Source organism: Candidatus Bathycorpusculum sp., from assembly GCF_009778815.1.
GTDB lineage: Archaea > Thermoproteota > Bathyarchaeia > Bathyarchaeales > Bathycorpusculaceae > Bathycorpusculum > Bathycorpusculum hydrogenotrophicum.
Genome location: NZ_WRFL01000046.1, coordinates 1 through 20,861, shown reverse-complemented (window position 1 = coordinate 20,861; position 20,861 = coordinate 1). Strand labels below are relative to the sequence as shown.

General features: G+C 44.1%; 22 protein-coding genes and 1 pseudogene. 12 read left to right on the top strand and 11 right to left on the bottom strand.

Annotation, left to right across the window (positions count from 1 at the left end; genetic code table 11):
- Positions 1 to 227: 227 nt before the first annotated feature.
- Together FWF39_RS08930 and FWF39_RS08925 are read left to right on the top strand one after the other, a co-directional pair.
- A pseudogene (locus FWF39_RS08930) lies at positions 228 to 566 on the top strand (restriction endonuclease); the annotation flags it as partial.
- 6 nt (positions 567 to 572) lie between these two features.
- On the top strand, positions 573 to 824 hold the full coding sequence (locus tag FWF39_RS08925; protein WP_343383093.1) for a DNA-directed RNA polymerase subunit H: 252 nt from the start codon (positions 573 to 575) through the stop codon (positions 822 to 824).
- 203 nt (positions 825 to 1,027) lie between these two features.
- Here the strand turns inward: FWF39_RS08925 and FWF39_RS08920 are convergent, their stop codons facing one another.
- Entirely contained in the window at positions 1,028 to 1,324 is a 297-nt protein-coding gene (locus tag FWF39_RS08920; RefSeq protein ID WP_343383088.1) for a DUF424 family protein, read from the bottom strand.
- Between the two features lie 19 nt (positions 1,325 to 1,343).
- Positions 1,344 to 1,754, bottom strand: coding sequence for a translation initiation factor IF-2 subunit beta (locus FWF39_RS08915; RefSeq protein WP_343383087.1), 411 nt, complete (start codon positions 1,752 to 1,754; stop codon positions 1,344 to 1,346).
- 212 nt (positions 1,755 to 1,966) lie between these two features.
- Between FWF39_RS08915 and FWF39_RS08910 the strand changes: the two genes are divergently transcribed.
- The 5 genes from FWF39_RS08910 to FWF39_RS08890 all read left to right on the top strand — a co-directional run bounded on the left by FWF39_RS08910 (position 1,967) and on the right by FWF39_RS08890 (position 6,145).
- A complete protein-coding gene (locus tag FWF39_RS08910) occupies positions 1,967 to 2,941 on the top strand; it encodes a hypothetical protein (RefSeq protein ID WP_343383086.1) in 975 nt (324 codons plus the stop codon).
- A gap of 39 nt (positions 2,942 to 2,980) precedes the next feature.
- Positions 2,981 to 4,270: a DUF373 family protein gene (locus FWF39_RS08905; protein WP_343383085.1), complete on the top strand. Its 1,290-nt coding sequence runs from the start codon at positions 2,981 to 2,983 to the stop codon at positions 4,268 to 4,270.
- Between the two features lie 94 nt (positions 4,271 to 4,364).
- Positions 4,365 to 5,147: a polyprenyl diphosphate synthase gene (uppS, locus tag FWF39_RS08900; RefSeq protein WP_343383084.1), complete on the top strand. Its 783-nt coding sequence runs from the start codon at positions 4,365 to 4,367 to the stop codon at positions 5,145 to 5,147.
- Positions 5,148 to 5,564: 417 nt separating this feature from the next.
- Complete coding sequence (locus FWF39_RS08895) at positions 5,565 to 5,792, top strand: InlB B-repeat-containing protein (protein WP_343383092.1); 228 nt, start codon at positions 5,565 to 5,567, stop codon at positions 5,790 to 5,792.
- A gap of 59 nt (positions 5,793 to 5,851) precedes the next feature.
- The gene (locus tag FWF39_RS08890; RefSeq protein WP_343383083.1) at positions 5,852 to 6,145 is read left to right on the top strand and encodes a hypothetical protein; all 294 of its coding nucleotides are present in this window, start codon (positions 5,852 to 5,854) and stop codon (positions 6,143 to 6,145) included.
- A 207-nt stretch (positions 6,146 to 6,352) separates the two neighbouring features.
- Here FWF39_RS08890 and FWF39_RS08885 read toward each other — a convergent pair whose 3' ends face one another.
- The 4 genes from FWF39_RS08885 to FWF39_RS08870 all read right to left on the bottom strand — a co-directional run bounded on the left by FWF39_RS08885 (position 6,353) and on the right by FWF39_RS08870 (position 10,499).
- Positions 6,353 to 7,576, bottom strand: coding sequence for a redox-regulated ATPase YchF (locus FWF39_RS08885; protein WP_343383082.1), 1,224 nt, complete (start codon positions 7,574 to 7,576; stop codon positions 6,353 to 6,355).
- 204 nt (positions 7,577 to 7,780) lie between these two features.
- Positions 7,781 to 9,061 (bottom strand): bifunctional sugar-1-phosphate nucleotidylyltransferase/acetyltransferase, encoded by a 1,281-nt coding sequence (glmU, locus tag FWF39_RS08880; RefSeq protein ID WP_343383081.1) that lies wholly within the window; start codon positions 9,059 to 9,061, stop codon positions 7,781 to 7,783.
- Positions 9,058 to 9,357, bottom strand: a complete 300-nt coding sequence (locus FWF39_RS08875; protein ID WP_343383080.1) for a hypothetical protein — start codon at positions 9,355 to 9,357, stop codon at positions 9,058 to 9,060. Before FWF39_RS08875 ends, glmU begins: the two co-directional genes overlap by 4 nt.
- A 44-nt stretch (positions 9,358 to 9,401) precedes the next feature.
- A complete protein-coding gene (locus FWF39_RS08870) occupies positions 9,402 to 10,499 on the bottom strand; it encodes a carbohydrate kinase family protein (RefSeq protein WP_343383079.1) in 1,098 nt (365 codons plus the stop codon).
- A gap of 86 nt (positions 10,500 to 10,585) precedes the next feature.
- On the opposite strand from FWF39_RS08870, the gene FWF39_RS08865 reads away from it, so the two are divergent.
- The 5 genes from FWF39_RS08865 to FWF39_RS08845 all read left to right on the top strand — a co-directional run bounded on the left by FWF39_RS08865 (position 10,586) and on the right by FWF39_RS08845 (position 15,818).
- On the top strand, positions 10,586 to 10,852 hold the full coding sequence (locus FWF39_RS08865; RefSeq protein ID WP_343383078.1) for a hypothetical protein: 267 nt from the start codon (positions 10,586 to 10,588) through the stop codon (positions 10,850 to 10,852).
- Positions 10,853 to 11,037: 185 nt separating this feature from the next.
- Positions 11,038 to 11,733 carry an acetate--CoA ligase family protein gene (locus FWF39_RS08860; RefSeq protein WP_343383091.1) on the top strand — a complete coding sequence of 232 codons (696 nt, stop codon included), beginning with the start codon at positions 11,038 to 11,040 and terminating at the stop codon, positions 11,731 to 11,733.
- 208 nt (positions 11,734 to 11,941) lie between these two features.
- A complete protein-coding gene (locus FWF39_RS08855) occupies positions 11,942 to 14,134 on the top strand; it encodes a hypothetical protein (protein WP_343383077.1) in 2,193 nt (730 codons plus the stop codon).
- 103 nt (positions 14,135 to 14,237) lie between these two features.
- Positions 14,238 to 15,149: a hypothetical protein gene (locus FWF39_RS08850; RefSeq protein WP_343383076.1), complete on the top strand. Its 912-nt coding sequence runs from the start codon at positions 14,238 to 14,240 to the stop codon at positions 15,147 to 15,149.
- 57 nt (positions 15,150 to 15,206) lie between these two features.
- Positions 15,207 to 15,818 (top strand): MarC family protein, encoded by a 612-nt coding sequence (locus tag FWF39_RS08845; protein WP_343383090.1) that lies wholly within the window; start codon positions 15,207 to 15,209, stop codon positions 15,816 to 15,818.
- Between the two features lie 43 nt (positions 15,819 to 15,861).
- Here the strand turns inward: FWF39_RS08845 and FWF39_RS08840 are convergent, their stop codons facing one another.
- The 5 genes from FWF39_RS08840 to FWF39_RS08820 all read right to left on the bottom strand — a co-directional run bounded on the left by FWF39_RS08840 (position 15,862) and on the right by FWF39_RS08820 (position 20,692).
- Positions 15,862 to 16,359, bottom strand: coding sequence for a metallophosphoesterase (locus FWF39_RS08840; RefSeq protein WP_343383075.1), 498 nt, complete (start codon positions 16,357 to 16,359; stop codon positions 15,862 to 15,864).
- Between the two features lie 226 nt (positions 16,360 to 16,585).
- A complete protein-coding gene (locus FWF39_RS08835) occupies positions 16,586 to 17,428 on the bottom strand; it encodes a hypothetical protein (RefSeq protein ID WP_343383074.1) in 843 nt (280 codons plus the stop codon).
- A 231-nt stretch (positions 17,429 to 17,659) separates the two neighbouring features.
- On the bottom strand, positions 17,660 to 18,394 hold the full coding sequence (locus FWF39_RS08830; RefSeq protein ID WP_343383089.1) for an HAD family hydrolase: 735 nt from the start codon (positions 18,392 to 18,394) through the stop codon (positions 17,660 to 17,662).
- Positions 18,381 to 19,715, bottom strand: a complete 1,335-nt coding sequence (locus tag FWF39_RS08825) for an APC family permease (protein WP_343383073.1) — start codon at positions 19,713 to 19,715, stop codon at positions 18,381 to 18,383. Before FWF39_RS08825 ends, FWF39_RS08830 begins: the two co-directional genes overlap by 14 nt.
- 236 nt (positions 19,716 to 19,951) lie before the next feature.
- Complete coding sequence (locus FWF39_RS08820; protein WP_343383072.1) at positions 19,952 to 20,692, bottom strand: DUF996 domain-containing protein; 741 nt, start codon at positions 20,690 to 20,692, stop codon at positions 19,952 to 19,954.
- Between the last annotated feature and the right edge of the window lie 169 nt (positions 20,693 to 20,861).

Sequence of the window (20,861 nt, the reverse complement as noted above, 5' to 3'; positions counted from 1 at the left end):
TGTCGGTTTGGGCGGCAGATCGAAATGGTTCGGGTAAGCAGATAGATTGGCATTTTACCACAAAACAAGCAAGAGGTAAACTAAAACATCTATATCCTAACTTATAATGCGGTCAAAGCAGTACTGTAAAGTTGTGTATTGTTAGTATTGTTGTTGGTGTTGTTGTTTGGTTAGTTGTGTTTTTGGTTTGGGTTAGTGTGTTTGGTGAGAGAAAAGTTTAAGGGTAAATGTTTGTTTTAGGTTGCAAGTATTCTTACTTTGAGGTTTGTGGTTTGAGCACCAAAATGGAATCGATCGAGGAACGTAAAGCAGAAGTCCTCATTAAACTCCGAAAGTACAAGCTTGTTGAGAAGGAAAAGTTTGAAGGCGCATATGCCTATATAATTGATATTCCGCAGGATAAAGAACGTGCTATTGTCTGGTGCATTCTTGGTGAAGCCACTGTAGGCATAGCTGCTATGAATACTCTCTACAAGATTATGAAGGAAAAAGAGCTTGAACGTGCTATTGTAATCACTGAGGGACGCTATACTCATGCTGTAAAGTTGGGTGCAAAGAAGAAAAATGTAGAGTTGTTACCAAAGTCGTTCCCGGTTTTTGATATATTTGAGCATGCTTTGGTTCCGTTCCATGAGATTCTTAGTGAAAAAGAAAAGAATCAGTTGCTTGCCCAGTTTAAGGTGCAGCCCTATCAGATGCCACAAATACGCTCCGGTGATCCGGCTGTTAAAGCAATTGGTGCTCAGCCTGGTCATGTGCTTAGAATCACTCGCAAAAGCACCACCGCTGGCGAACACGTAACCTATAGATATGTAGTTGAATAATCAACTCATTCTATTTTTCAACTAATCAACTCATTCTATTTTTCAACTAAACATATCTTAGCAAAAGCGGGTCGGAAAACCTAATCTAAAATAAATTGAGCCTGAGGCTGACATAGTTTGGGCTAAACGCAGGGGTTAGTGTTGTGTTTTGATCCAACTGTGTCGCTGGCGCTGGTGCTGTTGTGTAGCAGGTGTTTTTTTGGTTAGAGTTTCATGATTTGTGCGTGTGGTATGCCCTCGATTTTGATCACGGCATCTGGGTGTACATGTTTTGCTACTATGGCTTTTTCTACACAGGTTTTGCCTACTAAATTTACGATGGTAGCGTTTGAGATTAAATCTATGGCTTCCTCAACTGTAGTTTTTCTGCCTTTGTAGAACTCGTCTTTTATGTGAAAAACGATTTTGCCTTCTTTTAGTGTTTTGCCTAATAAATCGCAGTCGCAGATTGCTAAAATAGTGTTGTTACCAACTTTTTTGACGTTTAAATATACGTCCACGGGTATTCTCTCATCATCATTATAGTTGCTTTATTGATGATTTTGCGCCGCAGGCGTTGCAGGTTAGAAAGGTGAGGCGTTTTTCTTTCACGAGTTTTGTGTCGGGTCGTTTACATACAGGACAGACGACATAGCCTTCTAGGTAGCGTTGGAGCAGGCGTTCAAAACTGTCTGCTCGGAATTTGCCTTGAAAGATGGCGCGGGAATCATGAAAAGTGGCCGCAGTTGCCATTTCGCGGGTGAGGAATTTTATGACGTGCTGGGGGTCGCGGTCTAGTGCATCAGCTATGTCTTTAAAGTTAGCAATTATGGTGCGCATGCCTATGGTTTGAATCATTATTCGGGGGAGCTCTAAGCGTTCTTTTTTTGCTTGAACTTCTGGCATTTGTTGGCAGGCGCGGTTTAGCAGATCGTCATAGTTAAAGGACATATTTCCACTTCACCTAATGAAGGTAGTTGCATCTATATAAAATTATAATTTGGGTTTGGGTTTCTGTGTGTTTGGGCCGGGTTTTATTTTTTTTCTAGGTGAGGGGTGGTTGTATATTTTGTGTTGTGGATGTTAATTTAGTGCTAAAAATACGGTAGGTTTATTTTGCTCGGAAAAATCGCTATTAATATAAATTCGGAAGCCCTTTGTAGGTGGATAACTTCCGTTCAGAAGGCTACGGCTTGACAGATAATCAAACACCCAGTCAAATTTCAAACATCAACATCCAGATTGACAAGTTGAAACAGCAGATCCACGAGAATAGCGAGCAGATCAAAAAATTCATAGAGAAACGTGATCAGCTCCATGAAAAAGTGCGCAAATCTCGGGATGAGATAAATCAGCTTAAGGTTGAGCGGGACGCTCTAAATGTGCGTGTTAGGGAGTTAAAACAGCAAAGAGATGCTGTTAGGGTTAATGTCAATCCGATCATGGATGAAGTCAAGGCACTCAATGATAAAATTGATACCCTTAAAAAGAATCTGCCTCGCATTAATCGACGCGAGATTCAACAGGAACTCGACGCGATTGAGTGGAAAATTTCTACCACCTCACTTGATTTACAAGAAGAACGCCGACTAATTGACAACGTTAAGGAACTAGAGACCCAGCTCATTGGCTATAAGAAAATTGCTATTCAGAATAAAAAAATCAAAGACCTCATTGAGCATCGCAAAACCTTTGATGCCCAAGCAGATGTTTTCCATAAAGAATTAACTGATTTAGCAAAGAAAAGTCAAGATCTCCATGCGGTCTTGATGGAAAAATCCTCAACCATGTGCCGTGAACACTTAGAGGCTGATGGGTTGCATCAAGCCTTCATAAAAGCTAAGGAACAAAATAATCTTATGTATGAACAGATCCGCCAGTTAATCAGCCAAGCAACCGGCATCCGCGTAGCTCTGCGTGATCAATATCATATTCGCCGAAAAGAAGATCAAGATAGACGAAAAGGTGATGATGAGAAACGCAGACTTGAACAGGCTGAACGTGCTGTCAAAGAACAAGCCATAAAAGAGAAAATCGGCACGGAAGCCCGTGAAAAACTCAACCGCGGCGAAAAAGTAAGCTGGGACGAGTTTGCAATGATGCTTGGCGACGACGAGGACACAGAAACACAAGCGTAAACTTAATGTTGAGAGACTGTGTAAGAGCTATCGGTTTCGATGGCTACCTCCCAGCTCAATCCAGACGCGCAAAAGCGTATCCTTGTTTTATGCGTTGATAGAGATGGGGATCTAGAAGTTAAAGCAGGAGTTAAAACTCCGCTTCTTGGCCGAACCGCCAACGTTGACGGTGCCGTTGCTTTAGCACTTAGTGATCCTGAGGAACCCGATGCCAATGCCATGTTTGAAGCTGTTAGACTCTATGACCGCCTGACAAAAGAACAATCAAGCGAAGTTGTAGAGGTTGCAACCGTTTCAGGCTCCGATTTAGGCGGCGTCAACGCCGATAGAAAATTAAGTGCTGAACTTGACAATCTAATGGCAACTTTTCATCCCACCGAGGCTATCTTGGTTTCAGATGGCTACTCTGATGAAGCAGTTATGCCGCTTGTGAGTTGTCGAGTAAAAGTAAACTCGGTACAACGCATCGTTATAAAACACAGCGAATCCATCGAAGAAACCGCCGCAGTCTTTACCAAATATGTAAAACTCTTAGTGGACAACCCCCGCTATTCTCGTGTGGCCCTTGGGTTACCCGGTATTTTGGTTCTTGCGTTTGGCATTCTTTGGGCCATTAATTATTTTTTACCAGATGCCATCTATTGGTATGGCATTATAATTGTAATTGTCGTCGGCGGCTTTTTGTTGCTCAAAGGCTTTGGTGTTGACCGCTCCACCAAAAAATTATACCAATCAGTAAGAGATTACACTCCGCCGCCTATTCCAATCCAAATCTCCAACTATACCATCATTACAGGTATACTATGTGTTGTGGTAAGCCTTTTCCTAGGTGTGGGATCAGTCTCAAGAAGCATGGGTACTATTTTGTCCAATCCCACCTCCTGGCTCCATATTCCAATGGCCGCAAGTTATTTTATTAAAGGTGTTGAAACTTTACTGATTATTGGTGTCTGCATTGTTTTGGCAGGACGAAGTGCACGACTCTACATCGAGCGCGACTCAAGACTGCTTCGCAATAGCGCTTTAATTATAACCTTTGCGTGGTTCTGGTGGATTTTAGATGCCACCGCAGGTCTGCTTGCAAACCTCAACACTGATGGACCACTTGCAAGTTTTGCCAATGCCTTCTTTGCGGACTTTATTTTTGCTGTCATAGTGGGTATTCTCATAGGGATTGCATCGATTTTGTTGATCTATATCGTTAGTCGCTCAACTAAGGGCTTCTTCAAAAAAGGCGGCGACGACGAAACTTGGGGTTCTATTAAAGCCGAAGAAAAGGTTGGTTCTGTTAACGAAAAAGAACTGGCGGGTTCTGTTAAGGGAACATAGTAGGTGTTTGGTTTGGGGGAAGCTTTAATTGACGCCGTCAGGGTTAACCTTTGGTACTCTATGGGTACATATGTTTGGTATGCGAGGTTCATGAGTGCTTAAAAGTGTTCTTTCTGTTCTTGGCGTTTATAAGCTCTATGAGGAGTGGTTATGGCGCCAGGTTAGAGCGGGGGTTCCTCCAGAGCACATAGCTATAATTTTAGATGGTAATCGCCGCTGGGCCTCGGAACAGGCGCTTAATCCTTGGCTGGGTCATAAAAAGGGTGCGGAAACGGTTGAGCAGCTTCTGGATTGGTGTTTAAAGCTCAATGTTAAATTTGTGACGCTATATACGTTTTCCACTGAGAATTTCACCCGCAACTCTGCAGAAATTGAGGAAATCATGCGGATTGCCCAAGAAAAATTCCTCAAACTGCTTACTGATGAGCGGATTCATAAAAATAAGGTACATGTTAAAGTCATCGGCAGAACTAACCTACTGCCTGCAGATCTGCAGAAGCGCATTGCTGATGTGGAACGTGCCACTGCAAATTATACAAATCAGTTTCTAAATTTTGCTTTTGCCTACGGCGGCCGCGCCGAGATTGTTGATGCAGCGCGGGTTATTGCTGAGAAAGTCAAGGCCGGAGAGATAGAACCCGAAGACATCCAAGAGAGTACCTTTGAGAAATACCTCTACACAAGTCATATGGCTAAACAGGAGCCTGATCTTATTATTCGAACCTCAGGTGAGGAGCGGCTGAGTGGTTTTCTTTTGTGGCAATCTGCCTACAGCGAATTGGCGTTTTTAGATGTGTATTGGCCGGATTTTCGATTTATTGATCTGCTTCGTGCCATACGCACTTTCCAAAACCGCAAACGCCGCTATGGCACCTGACTCCTTTTCTCTCGCCTGTGGACAATACCCTATATGTCGCCGGAAGTAACTGTATTACCAGAAACTATACCGCTAACTAAATATCAACAGAACCAGCAACATACACGCCACCACCATTAGTGCCGGCAGTATTACCAGAAACCTCCGCACTATCCATCACACTAAAAGAAGAGTAAGTGACGCTGAGATAAGTGTAATAGTGCGCCTAATGGTGACGGCGGTGGCATCTGGACATACTTCCTGTCTGCATTATTTGTTGATTCGATAGATAGTTCTGATCAAACAATTTTCTCTGGTAACAGTGCTTCTAGATCTACTAGTCGTCTTGCCATGTATAGTCTATGTTGCTCAGTGGGTCCAAGAACAACCTGAATTGTTAACCGTGCAGTTTATCAACTGGTATGATACAACTCTTAAATCTCAAATATTCAATACGATTTCAATGCAACTGCTCCAAATAATCCAATCCGCGAAGGCTATACTTTCACAGGCTGGGACCTAGAATACACCAATATAACCTCAAACCTAACAATCACAGCTCAATACACTATTACCAGTGAACCTCACACTTTGCAAACCTGTGTCTTTGCAAACTTGGTGTTAAGCATAGTGGGTGTTATATTAGCGGCTGTAGCTGTTGTATAGTGTTGTTACGGCAGAAGCGACAAAGAGACAAACGGCAACAAAAACAAGGAGGTCGGCAAGTGTCTGATAATGATTCCGTGGAAACCGAACAATCTGACCAATATCGCAAAGAAGAGTGGCGCTATCAAAATCTATGCCTAATTATAGCCCTTTCTCTAAGCATCCTGAGTGTTGTTTTGTTTTTATTAACTCAGGATATGAGTCTTCCGATGGGTTGGGTAGATACATGGACTATCGTAAACATTGCTATCCTTGCCGTAGAAATCATAAGTCTGGCCTTTGTGTTCAAGAAAAAATCAAATGAACAAGAAGACCAAGACAAGCCCGCCTCTAATGCCACAACCCCGTTTTAATAAACCCACTATTCCCCAATCTCTTTCTTTTTTCAATCAAATATTTGACCTTAACCTGCGCAAATAATAGATTGGTTTTACCCTGTTGGTTGCTACTTATATTCGACGGATTATTTGAAATAGACGTTTGGCTTGTGCTAATGTTTGTTTATTATTTAGGTGGCTTATACTTGGTTTTCTGTTATGTGCAGTAGGTGTTGTTGGTGTTTATGCGCGTTTTTTTGTGCTGACGATGCTTATGACGTCACGGTCTTTTAGGACGGTGTCTTCGCCGATTCTGCGTTTGTCTCTTGCATCGATGGCATAGAGAAAGTTGTCGCCTAGTTCGCTGTGGATTATGTAGGCAAATTGACGGGCTGTGGTGCCTTTGGGTATGAGGTATGTGTCGGGGAGGATGCGTCCGTTGTGGTCTGAGAGATGTTCGGTGTCTTCGACTGGGTAGGCTGTTATCATGTCTAGGAGTTTGAAGTAGACGGTGTTTATGGCTTCTTGTACGCCGCTAGATCCGTTGGGTTTTAGGATTTTTTCTTTGATGCGTTCTAAGGCTTGGATTTGGTTTGCTGAGAGTTTTTCTGGTTGTTTGATGGTGAAGTCTGTGTCGCCTGGTTTGTAGTCGATTAGATTTTTTTCGGCGGCGCGTCTAAGTGCTAGTTCTGCTTCTGCACTTGCGGTGATGACGGGGTAACCGAGTTTTTTTAGGTGTTCTACGTTTGTTTGAGCTTGGGGTAGATCGATTTTGTTGGCGACAATTAGGAGTGGTTTTGATATGCGTCGAAGATTGTCCACAAAGCGGTAGAAGTCTTCTTCGCTCCAGGTGGCGGGTTTGTCTACGTTTAGGCCTGCTTTGCGTATGGCTTCGTTGACGTATTGTTTTTTGATGCCTAGTCCGTTTAGGCGGTCTTCGAGGTGTGGTGCGATGCCTTTTTTGTCTTGTTCGGCGGTGCGTGCGATTCTTGGCCAATCTTTTTTTAGGATTGTAACCATCCACATGGTGATTTCTTTCTCGAGGAATTCTACGTCTTCTATGGGGTCATGTTCGCCGGGTTTGCAGGGTTTGCCTTCTATGTCGGTTCCTCCTGAGGCATCAACGATGTGGACTAGTGCGTCTGCGCGGCGGATCTCATCCAGAAACTGGTTTCCTAGTCCTTTGCCTTCCCAGGCGCCTGGTACAATACCTGCAATGTCGATGAGTTCGACTGGGACTAGGCGGTCTCCATCAAGGCAGAGACTGTTTTTGGGGTTGTCTTGTACTTTGAACTCTGGATGAACACAGGGGGTTCGAACATAGCCCACGCCCCGGTTGGGTTTGATGGTTGTGAAGGGATAATTCGCAATGTCTACTGATGCTAAGGTGGCTGCACAGAAAAACGTGGATTTACCTGTGTTAGGTTTACCCACTACTCCCAATAAACGTGAATAGACTCTTTGCATACACTTTCACTGCTCATATGTGATAGTGATGCTATATTATTTGTGCTTCCCCTTTATTGTCTGCGGCCCTAATCGCTAACCTGTCTGCTATTTTTATCAGTATCATCGCCCTTTTCTTTTTTCTTTCCTGCTGGGTTTAACATGTTGCTGGTGTTGTGGGCTGTTTTTTGTCTGTTATTATGGTTGGTGTTTTTGTTGTTTAGGTTAGTTTTGTTTTATTTCGATGGTTTGTTTTAGTTGTGCTGTGCTGTTGGCTGGGAGGTCTTGTTGGACCATTACGTTTGCTCCGACCCAGGTGTTGGTGCCTACTTTTATGCCGGGCATAAATAGGGTGTTGATTCCGGTTTTAACGTTATCTCCTAGGATGGTGCCGAGTTTGTTTCTGCCGGTGTCTGTGTGTTTGTCTTTTATTTTCATTTTTATGTTGTTTTCATCAAAGCGTAGGTTGGCTGTGATGGTGCCGGCGCCTAAATTGCAGTTCTCTCCTATGATGCTGTCTCCGACGTAGCTGAGGTGTCCTACATGGGTGTTGTCCATGATTATGCTGTTTTTGATCTCCACTGCGTTGCCTACACGGGTTTTTTTGCCCAAGCTTGTGCCGCTTCGGATATAGCAGTTGGGTCCAATGTCTGCTTGTTCATCGATAAAAACTGGGCCCTCAATATAGGCTCCTGAGCGGATGTGTGCTGATGCGGCAACACTGACTGGACCAATTAGATGTGCACCTTCTTCAACGTTGCCCAGTACACAGTGCTCCATACGGTTAAGTGCCCAAAGATTAGCATCTAGCAAATCCCATGGTCGGCCTACATCAAACCAGTCCTCTTTTGTGAGCTCAGCAGCGAGAACCCTTTTGTCTCCTTGTTCTGCGAGTATAGTTATAGCATCTGTGAGTTCTATTTCTCCTCGAATGGAGGGTTTAATCTGGCGGATTTTATCAAAAATCTTTTGATTAAAAACATAAATGCCTGCGTTAGCAAGCTTTGAGGGTGCTTTGTCGGCCTCAGGCTTCTCAACAATACGCTTAACCGCCCCATCGGATGTTTGCTCGATTATACCATAGTTCTCGGGATGATCCACAGTCACAACCCCCATAACCGCTGCGGGGTTGGTGCTTCTAAATTTATCTGCCACCGTTTTAATGGTTTTTTTCCCAAAGAGCAGATCTCCATAGATAAGCACAAACTCTTCATCTCTGATAAAGGGCTCAGCAATGGCAGCCGCGTTACCGGTGCCCAAAAGCTGGGGTTGTCTAACATAGCTTAACTTTAACCCAAACTCTTTCCCATCCCCAAAATAGCTCTCTATGGCCTCCGATCGATAATGCGTTACAAGAACAGTCTCCTCTATTCCCGCATGCTTTAGGGCCTCTAGGCTAAATTGCATCAGAGGTTTTCCTGCAACTTTTAAAAGATGTTTAGGACGAGTCGCAGTTAGAGGCTGCAACCGTTCCCCTGCACCAGCAACAAGAAGAACCGCCTTCAACTAGAACCCCCCTCCATTTGATTAATTAGCTCAACGGCTTTTGTGGGCCGCTCTTTGGTTGCAGCTTTGGATTTACTCTCTGTGGTTAAACAAATACGCAACTCGGAGTAGAATGTACCACCAACCAAACGTCGTCCGCTTCGGTGTTCTAAACCCTGTGTATCGCAGGTTACAACCGCTAATTTGGTCTTGATCTGCGTTGCAGTTGCACAAGTAGCAGTGCTACAAGTTAAAACCGGCGTTAACTCTGTGTTTACTAAGCTGTATACACCTGAGTTGCCAAATAATTTAACCATCAATATTGTTCTCCTTGAAGCTAAGGGTTTGAGTGCTTAAAAAATTAGCGATAACTCACCGATTTGAGAAACCCTGCCACTTGCTCTTTGGTAGGGTGCACACCGTTTGCGTCTAAGAGATAGCAGGCTGAAACCGCGTTTGCCAGCAAAAGCCGACATTTATCTGAGAGTCCGTTGAAATCTGCTAAGATATTGCCTGCATTCCACGCATCACCTGCACCGGTTGCACGCAAAACATCTATCCTAAACGTTGGAACCACCACCTCCTCCTGGTGGCCCCTCAAGCTAGCTGAGAATGTGCTGGTATGCAGATCAATCCGCGCCGAACAATAGTGTGATAGTATACGTGCGGCTTCTAGAGCATAATTAGCGTTGGTATGGTGTTGGGTTTGTTTGTTTTTAAAATCAGCTTCAAGTATGCCTGCATAGGTTATGGCTTCATTTTCGTTTAAACTCAAAATATCAATTTGGTTGCTTTTTAGGACTTTTTCTATCAACTCAGTAATGTTTGCCTTGTTGGGGGTGGGATCTGCGGTGTCATAGTAGGTTTTGCCTCGGCTTTTTTTTGTGTGCCCAAACACGGCCTGCGCCAAAGCTGTGCCATAATTTTTGGTACCGACCCAGTTGAAAAGACACACATAATTTCCATCTGCAATTAGCGCATAGTCTTGTTCATCTAAAGCGCTGGGGCCAAAATCTGCCAAGGCACCCACATCTCTTAGCATAACATTGATTTTCTCGTTTTGTCCTCTAAACTCAAGAGCAGTTGTTATCGATGCTTTTCCCAAGGTTTTAACATGTGATAAATCTATCTTTGTGTTTTTGAAATAATATTTTATGAGCTCCAATCCATATTCACTTGTGCATATGATTGGTGTAACCAATACATCCAACCTTGAGAGCGCAAAGGCCACATTTAGCGCATTACCCCCCCGTTGATCTATCTGAGCAACACCATCAATACTACCTCCCCTGCGCCCTACAACCTGCTCTATAGAACCCGCAAACTCTCCAAATGACCCCTCCAAATCCACAAGACGATCCAAGAAAAAATCCGGCATAACCACAACCCGACAATCGTCTAAATGCTGAGTTTTTTTAAGAAAAACCTGTAGCTCTTGCACATACCCATCTAAAGACATAAATCCGTTCCTATAGATAACCGCCAAAACCCTAAAATAACCTTTTGCCGATGCACTACCAACAAAAAACCAACGGAGAAAAAAATTTGAAATTCAAAGCAGAAGTCACACTCCTAGTTGTCGCCATCGCACTCTTTGCTCTCTCTATGTTCTGCTACTCCTACACCGACACAACACAACCAACCTCAACATCAGCTGGAGCAGGCGCAGAAGTCAAATCATTTACCACCGGTCAACTCTATCCTTTTCGATCTATAGCCATTGTGTTTGTCGGTATAGCCTCCCTATCCATGGTCACCGCATCAATCTCATACTCAAAGAAAACCAAACCCCTCTCACCCCTAAACCCCTAAAACCGGTTACACCCTTATTTATCAAACAACACACCCACCTATATATTACCTGCACTAAACCCGTAGATGCACCTATATTGGCATGCAAGCAGAGACCCCAACAATCAAAACAAGCTATCTGTAGCGAACAATTTTTAAACCCCCCAATATCCACTACATACCATAACGCTGACGGAAGAATAAGCATGAACCAAACAACAAAAATCATCAACCAAGCCAAACAAGAAGGCCGAAAAGCGCTTCTAGAAACCGAATCAAAAACCATCTGTGCTGAATACGGTATTACCGTAAACAAATTTAATTTAGCAACAAACGAGAAAGAAGCCGTTGAACAGGCAGAAAAAATCGGCTACCCCATTGTGCTAAAAATAGTATCCCCCGATATCCTCCACAAATCCGACGCCGGAGGAGTTAAAGTTAACCTAAAAACAGCCGCTGATGTAGAAGCCGCTTACAAAACCATACTTGAAAACGCCAAAAAATACAAAGCAGACGCAAAAATCGTAGGCGTAATCGTACAAGAGATGGCACCTCAGGGAACTGAGGTCATCGTCGGCGCAGTCAAAGACCCCCAGTTTGGCCAAACCGTCATGTTTGGTTTAGGCGGTATCTTTGTCGAATTACTAAAAGACGTCAACTTCCGTGTTGCACCCCTCGCCATTACTGATGCAAAAGAGATGATTACCCAACTCAAAGCCTTCCCACTCCTAAACGGTTACCGAGGCTCCAAACCCGCAGACATCGAAGCACTCGCAGAAATACTATGCAATGTCTCAAAACTAATCTTGGACTATCCCGAGATAAGCGAGCTTGACCTCAACCCAGTCATGGCTTACCCACAAGGCACAAAAACAGTCGACGCAAGAATAATTCTCGAATAAACAACAACAAAAGATATTCTCCCAGAATATCTCTCTACTTTTCTACTTATTTCCAATCAATTTTTGTTGCTAAAAACTGAAAGTAGTCCCTGATGAGTCTATTGGTTACTTCTTTTTGAACAAAACTTTGATAACGTAAAGGTTTAATGCTTGTAATGCTTTTATCTTCAACTTGATTTGTATGCTGTCGCGTTCAGCAGTATCTAAATTGAAAGTAATTTTGATAATTGACTTACTCATCGTAGGTATAGCCATTGGCGCCTACTTTTACCTCCAAGACCAAGGCATCATAACCGGAGCCGCTAAACCTGCCGCTTTTGTATTTACCGATTTAGTGGTCAACCCCCTTGAAGCCTACGTCGGCCAACCCATACAGATCTCAGTAAATGTAACCAACATAGGAGACATCGAGGGCGAAACAACCATTAATCTTGAAATCAACGGCGATCTCAAAGAGTCCCTAAATGTAACTATTGCAGGTGTGAAAACATCCGAGATCGTCGAGTTCACAGTTATCGAACTGTATCCTGGAACCTACAACGTAACCATCGATGAATTATCAGAAACTTTTAAACTAAAAACGGCACCTCCGGAATCAAGCAAAATTGTTCTCTCAAACTTTAAATCAGACCCCTATGAAACCTGGCCTGGTATCCCTGTCGCAGCAACTGCAATTGCCACAAACCCCTCCGCAGAACCTGATATGCTGATTATAACCGCGTATGTTGATGATCGCCTAGTTGAGGTAAAACGTATTGATCTAGATCCAGGCACAAGCATGAATATAGCCTTTAACGTTAGTGCCTCTGAGGAGGGTAAACACAGCGTTAGACTAAACTCCCTTAGTGGTTCATTTATAGTCGTACCCAAGGGTTATCATACTCTAACAATTGTCCGATCCGGTAGTGGTTCTGCTTCATTGCCCTTCACTCTAAACGGTGAAAAACACGGAACCAGCTACACCGCTATTCTACCCGAGGGCCAATATACCGTCTCAGTACCCGATCCCTATGATGTCCGAACAGGAGTGCTGGGCTTCTCAGGTTGGAATGATGGTAGCAAGAGCCCCACCCTAACCTTTACCCTCGATAAACGAACAATACTTATTGCAACCTACTACCTAATCAGCGGATATGCCTCTTGTCCCTCCCTCTATATCTGGAACGGCACTGGCTATAGCTATGTTACCGATGTATCAAACTCTGGCTGGCTAGGCTACATTGGTCACATCGACTCCAACGGTGAGATCATCTTTAGCGGCGGTAACCCCTATGACTACGTCAAACTCGACAAAAACATATTAGCCGCCAAAGACGGATACTTTGACTTAGTTCTCTCTCAACAATGGGACGAACTATACTACCTCGACTCAGCCAGCCTGCTGGTAGTTGATCATCCCATAGGTACTGATGTCTACACCTCCATGACCAACTATCTCAACAAAGGCTCAACTGGTCAAATCTACACCACCGCCACCGGCCAACTCAAATCCCCAATAAGCGCCACCAACGAAAACAACCAAAACGTCCTAGACGCCATTCTATACCAAGACGGCATCTACACCCCAGGTATTAACGGTCTGGCCAGCCCCTCCTGGAACAACATCACCCAAAACCAACTAACCCTAAACCTAGGAAATCTCACTGACGCAACCAACATAAAACTAGTGTTAACCGGTATGGTTGATTGGGGCGAATTTGAAACCTACTACGAATGGATAACACAATTCCAAAACGCCGCCAAAGCAGGACTAATCACCCAAGACACCCAAATAATGCCACCCCCAACCATGGAAATCCTATCCGCTGATGGCACCTGGATAGCTGCACCCCAAGACCGCCAAATCCCTCTGCCAAGTGACTTTAACGCCCGAACCTTCACCGTTGATCTCACAGGGCTCTTCCCCCAAGACACCACCGAATACATCGTGCGCCTCACCAACTTTTGGAACGTAACCTACGACTACATAGGCATCGACACAACCCCCCAACAAGACATAACCCTAACCACCATAAAACCCACAACCGCAACCCTTAGCCAACTCTGGGAAACCCTCTCCCAATCAAGCGGAGCCTTCACCCGATACGGAGACGTAACGGAACTCCTCCAAGAAACAGACGACATGTTTGTTATCGGACGCCAAGGCGACCAAGTCAACCTACAGTTCTGCGCTGAGGATCTTCCCGAACTCGCTGAGGGAATGGAGCGTGACTACTTCTTTGTAGTTGCCTGCTGGTTCAAAGACCCCCCTGACGCATGGGGATATGGGTTTACCTTCACCGTTGATCCTCTGCCATTTCTCAACATGACCGGATTCCCCTACACCAACGCTGAAAGCTACCCCTACGACACAATACACACAGAATACCTAAACAAATACAACACAAGAATCATCCCCTAACCCCTTCTTTCCCCATTTTCACACACAAACAATCAACCCCAGTTGCTTTCTTCTTCACATAAAATTTATAACGCCACACCCCTTCTTTGCATAGGCAATCATTATGAAGTTTGGCTCATTAACCTTCCAACCCCACAAACCCCACGGGTTTGATTTTCATGTTTACCGCGTTAAACCCGAAACCGGGCTACGCCTCCAACCCCAACAAGATATGCACAGCAACATCGCAGTCTTCGCTGACACCCAAACCGGAAAAGACCACCCCGACTGGATCTCCCAATCTTCTCTGGGACCAGCCAAATTCGGCAACAACAACTTTAACCTCTACTGGAGCGTATTGTGCCCCACCCAACCCGACTACCGCGAAGACCAACTCAAATACATCGCCGAAGTCGACCGCCAATCCCAAGGCATCTGGCTAAACAGCCAATACTTTGCTGACCACAGCCACTGCACCTGCCCAAGATGCCGAACCCTCCACCAAAAAAGCGGCCTAAGCTGGATCGAGTGGCGCCGCCAAATAGTCACAAACTTCATCGCCGATGTCCGAGACGTCGTCAAAAAAGACCTCGTATTAAGCATCCAACCCGACCCCGCAAGTTCACTAGAACGCTACGGCGTAGACTTTGACGACTTTTCCAAATACGCCGACAAATTCAACGTAGTCATGTTTAGCAAAAACTATGCCACACCCTGGTACTGGGAAATGATCACCCGCGGCTTCAAAAAACTCCTCAAACAACCCTTCTATGTAAGCCTCTACGTATACGGCCCAGGCGACGCCCCCCAAGACGTACCCACAACCCAAGAACTCCTAACCGTCACTGTCCGATGCGCAAGAGCAGGCGCCGACCATGGCTTTCTCTACCTAACCGATGGCGAAAAAGAAATGACCGACTTCCAAAACTCCATCAAAGAAAAAACAGAGCTATGCACAAAACTACGAACCTACGGCGGACAACCAGTCAGCGAATTCCTCGACTGGGTCACAAACTGGAGCCAAATGACCAAATAACGCTCCATCCGTTACCTTTTTATTTTAACTCCGGCTACCTAGAAGTGAAAGCCGGGAATTTATACGGTTGATTTTATAGCAGATTTAGCTAAAGCCATCATAGCCCTATTTATAATCGTTGACCCATTTGGCAATATACCCATTTTTGTTGGCCTAACCGAAAAAATCCAACCCACCCACCGACGCAGAGTCTACAACGTAGCTATTTTAGTAGGGGTTATTTTGCTTTTGATTTTCGCATTTTTAGGCCAAGAAATCCTAACTATTTTTGGCCTATCCATCTTTAGTTTTGAAATTGCAGGCGGCATATTGTTGCTTATTGTATCGGTGAGAATTCTTAGCTCATCGAAAAGTACGCATGATGAAGATGTTGAATCTCCTGAGAGCCTAGGCGCAGTACCTATTGCCATACCCTTGCTGGTCGGTCCAGGAGCCATCACAACCACCATTTTTAATCTCCAGTCTTATGGAAGTGCAGTAACAATACTAGCCGTGATAGTGGTGCTTGCCATAACTTGGCTAATTCTACGCTATATCAACGCAGTATATCGTGTCTTAGGTAAAACCGGTGCCTTAGTTATAGCCCGAGCCATGGCCCTCCTAATTGCCGCCATAGCCGTACAATACATCCTAAACGGAATGACACACTACCTAACCGCAAGCATCTAACAACCACCCAACCCTTCACGTATTAGCTGTAGCAGGCAAGCGTTTATAATTCTATGATTTGTGCTTCTTTTGTTGTGGTGTCTAGGAGGGCGATTGTGGATTTTTCTGTTAGATATCCACAGAGCTCACCCGGATTAATAACTAGAGTTTTGCCTCTGCGCTTAATGCTATGTACATGACTATGACCATGAACAATAAAATCAAAATAGCCGCTCTCAATTAGCACGCTTAAAAGTTCAGTTTCATCACCATGCAACAACCCGATTCGAAAATCCTCTTGTACTATCTGGGTAAAACGGTCATGCAGGGTGCAGTTTGAGGTTTCACTGAACCGTTTTTCAAGGAGTTCATGATCCCCATCATTGTTACCCAACACCCCAATGAGTGGACAATTAAGCCGCTTAAATTCAGCAATGGTAAACGGCGCCACATAATCACCCGCATGTAGCACCAACGCAACACTTTGACTGTTAAACATCTGCACCGCCTGCCCAATACGCAGTATATTATCATGGGAATCAGAAACTATACCAATCAACATCTTTCTTCCTGTCCTATTACGCAGAATTCAAAAAAAAGTTTTCTAAAGAACTGGTGAAAAACAACAGGTAATCCCTTTATTTGACTTTTCGTCAGCTTTCTCTGTAGTGAGGTTTACTCATTTATTTGTAAATAAAGGTGTAACCACTAAAGGTGAGAAAAAGGAGAAGGGTAGCGATATTGCAGTGTGCTATAGTAGTTTTTTATGCTAAGGTCAAAACGGCGCGTTAAAGTAGTAGTGTTCCGTTGGGTTGGAAACTAGACGCAAAAGCCGCGGGTCTTGGTTCATTGTTTTCGTAAAAGCAGGTCATGCTGAGTATCAGTCCTTGATATGTTTTGTAAGTGTCCCATGTGATGGTTATTTTTATATCCGTTATTTCTGGTGTGGTTCCTGTTTTGTTTTGGTGTTCCTCTACGGTTTGGTCGTAAAACCACTGGAGTCCCAAATCATCAATTTGTTGTAGAGCTTCATCGACTGTTTGTGGTTGGATGTACGCAGGGAACTCAACATTCCACGGTCTAGCGGTTACCTCGTAGGGTCGTCCGCGATCGGCTCTGAAAGAAAAATCAATGGTGGTTGAATGATGATAACGCACTAGAATCTGTCCGCCATCTCTACCTGAGTTGAGAGTATTTAACTCAATATATTTGAGGATATTTTCGCCAGGATATTCTAAAGAGAGTATGCTAAAGGCAGACGTATTTTTTATACCCTGTATTATCTCACCTACGGATGTGTCAAGTATGGTTGAGCGGGAAATAGTGACCTTGGGTTGTGAGGGATTAAAAGTTGGATGATACCCCGCAGTTCGAAGCATGTACACCTCAGATGTTGCAAAAAGTATGGTGAAGATTAACACCCCAGCCAACATATACATAAAAACTCGTCGACTTGTACGTCGATGTAGCCTTATGGATACTGCCCAAAAACAAAGGATAAAAAGCATTAAGCCAAACAATGTTACTTTTATCCAAGAAGCATTAATCACTGCCGCAGAAATCATGACCAAAACGTATAATGCCGCTTTAGGTATATCCTTAGAGGTTAGCTGTCTATTGCCTAATTTCACTTCATTTTACTCCTTTGCCTTGAGAGTGCATATTTGTGTATGTATGGCGCCGTTTTCTAGATTTTTTGATTTTTAACCCTTTTTGATGAATATTTCTTGCCCTTGTTATCTTACCGAGATAACCCGTCCCAATCGGCGTCTTATGTAGGTTCGCTTTGAATTTATACATTTCATTTAGAAAAACGTTTAGTTTCTGGATTGGTTGACTCTTGACTGGTGAAAATTATTTAGCTATTTGGTGTTTTTTTGACAGCGTTTGAGTACCTCTGGTAATTCTGCGAGGCTTTTTATGATCTGATCGGGGCAGATTTCTGTTTCTTTTTGCACTCGTCGCTCGATATAGACTGCCTGCATACCTGCCGTTTTGGCTCCTTCGATGTCTGCGTCAATGGTGTCGCCAACAAAAACCGTTTCCGTCGCTGAAACACCCAACATTTGGAGTGCGCTTTGGAAGATTTCGGGGCTGGGTTTACGTTTATTGATTGATCCTGAAACCACCACTACCTCAAAGAGGTGGTCGATGCCGCTGATTCTGAGGAGTTTGTAGACGCATTCGGGGATGGCAAAATTACTGACTATACCTAGCCGATAGTTTTCATGTAGCACTTTTAGAACGCTTTCGGCGTCTGGGTCTATGCGGACATATTTCATAAATTCCTCATAGAACTCACATGTTGTTTCTGACACAACTGAGCTGGTTGTTGGATAACTATACCCCAAACGTTTCAGCGTGCCTGAAATTCGAACGTTGAAGTGGGGCTCTTCTAAGTTTAGATCGGCCTTTTCATAGAGCTGGGTGCGCTCAGCATTGTAGGCGGCTACAAATTGTTCATAGGACACATCCACGCCTCGCTTACAAAGATAGCGATACATCCGCTGAACCGCAGGCTCATAGAACTCATGATCTCTCTCAATAAGCATCAAAGTATCAAACATATCAAACAAAACAGCTCTAAGGGGTAACATCACTAATCTCACTTGGACACTTGGGTGTATCAGTGTCGTTGGCTAAAACTCTTTTCTGCCGCCGCCAATGTTTTGTAAGCAAATAATACCCTGCACCGGCCAAGAGAAAAGCAATCCCAATCACCCACGCATCAGGCGAGGCAAATAACACAAACCCCAAAAGCATAAGACACGTCCCCAACCCCAGCAACGCCAAAAACCTCTGTTGCACGCTACTGCGCTTAGTTCCCAATTTATAGGCTGAGAGATTAACAATACAGTACGTAAATACCAACGAAAACGTACTCACCGCAACAACCCGCGTTAAATCCACAAAGAGCACTAACCCCGCCATCAACAACCCCGTACAAATTATCGCATAGTAGGGTGTGAAACGTTTGCCATGAAGCCGCGCTAACACTGAGGGCAAATCATTTCGACGCGCCATCGAGTAAGCCATTCGAGAAACCCCAAAAATATTAGTTAACAAAACACTCGCAGTCGCAACCAACCCCCCAATGGCAATAATCTGGCCCGTCCCCATAACACCTGTAACATCCATAGCTGTACTAAGCGGCGAAGCCGAACCCGCCAACCCATCCGCACCCAACAACCCCACAGCCACCAATCCCACACAAACATAAATCACCATCGAAATGCCCAAAGACAACAAAAGCGCCCTAGGAACATTACGATTAGCATCCTTGATCTCCTCAGCAATCACCGTTACTCTGGCAAAGCCGCCATACGCAAAAAATATAAAAAAAACCGCATACAAAACCCCGCTTGAGAGCGGCACAAACGGCGCAAAATTAGCCGAGTTTGCATATAGTGAACCAAAAATAACAAAAAAAGCCAACACCAAAAGCTTGACTGCGACAAGGACGTTATTGATGGTTGCTGATTCTCGGGCGCCAATCAAATTTAAACCCGTAAAAACTAAACACATCACAGCCGCAACCACATTAACCGCCAACCCTGGAACCGCCGCAGACAAATAATACGCAAACCCCAACGCCACCGCAGCCCCCGTAAAGGTATTGGCAACCAACCACATCCAACCCCCCAAAAACCCAACTGAGGGCCTAACCAACTGTCGCCCATACTCATACACCCCACCCTCAACCGGCCGCCAAGCAGTCAACTTGGCTAAGTTCATAGCAGTTATAAATGCAATTAACCCAGCAACAATCATAGATATGATAAAAGCAGAACCTGCATAACCCGCAACAATGCCTGTAACAACAAAAATCCCGCCACCAACAATAGCCCCAATATTTATAGCAACAGCACTCCACAAACCAATTGAGCGCTTAAGCGTGGGAGCGTTTTGTTCTGCCATCTAAGTCACAGATAAACCAAAGAAACCAAACAACCCTATAAATGGTACTTGACCTAAAAACAGCGTTGGGGGTATTCCATGACAAAAACAGCGTTGCCATAGTAAGAACCAAATCTGTTTCAATATTCCCTATTGCTACCGCAGTTTGAGCGGGTGATGGCTATGGTGGTGTGTAATAATTGTTGGCTGATGAGACTTTTAGAGTAAGTAAAAAAGAAAGGAAGAAAGGAAGGATTTTATTGGATTTGTTTTCCACAGTTTGCACAGAATGTAGCGTTAGGTTTAACTGCGGCACCGCAGTTGGGACAGAAATTAGCTTTAGCTCCAGCTGTTGTTGTTGGTTGTGTGTTTGGTTGTTGTTGGGTTGTGTAGCTGTATGGTTGGGTGTAACCCGGTGGTGGTGTTGCTGAAGTGTTTCCTGTTCCGACTGTTTTTTCGTCGAGTGTGAAGAAGCCGATTGCTGCGATTATAAAGCCAATCCAGATTAAGAAGAAGCCAATGCCTATGATTGCTAGTATTGCGCCAACCCAGATTAGTGTGGCTGCTGTATGGAATAGATTGTTGTTTGAGCGTTCTGCTAAGGCGTGGAAACAATTTTTGATATATCGTACAGCCAACAGGTCTAAGATAAAAGCGATAATAAAACAGATTATTACGACTGCAACTAATCCTATGACGCCTGCCGCTATCGCGTTTGTGCCATAACTGTCATAACCGCCATAATAACCGCTACTATAAGAGCTGTTTAAACTGGTGCCTAATATGCTGAAAAATAATGTGATTCCGCCTGCAATTGGTAGAATTGTGCCGACTATTAGAAGAATTACTCCTTTAACTAGGCCGTCGTAGATACGTTTGTCTTTGTAGTGTTCTGATAGGTCTTTCATGCCTATTAGGACAAGAATGATTCCTATTATGGTTCCATAGAGTAGTGAGCCGATGCCTGCTAGAATTTTACTGGTTCCAAATGTTCCCATTTTAGTTTTTCACGTAAGCTGAGTGTATGTGCTTTAGAATAAAAACTTTTGAGAGTGTTCACCTAAAGATAAGTAATGCGGTTTTTTGAAATGCTGTAAAGATGTCTTCAGTGGTTAATGCGTGCCAAAGTTTAAGCGTTAAATCCACCATCGCGGTCTTCTTTGAAAC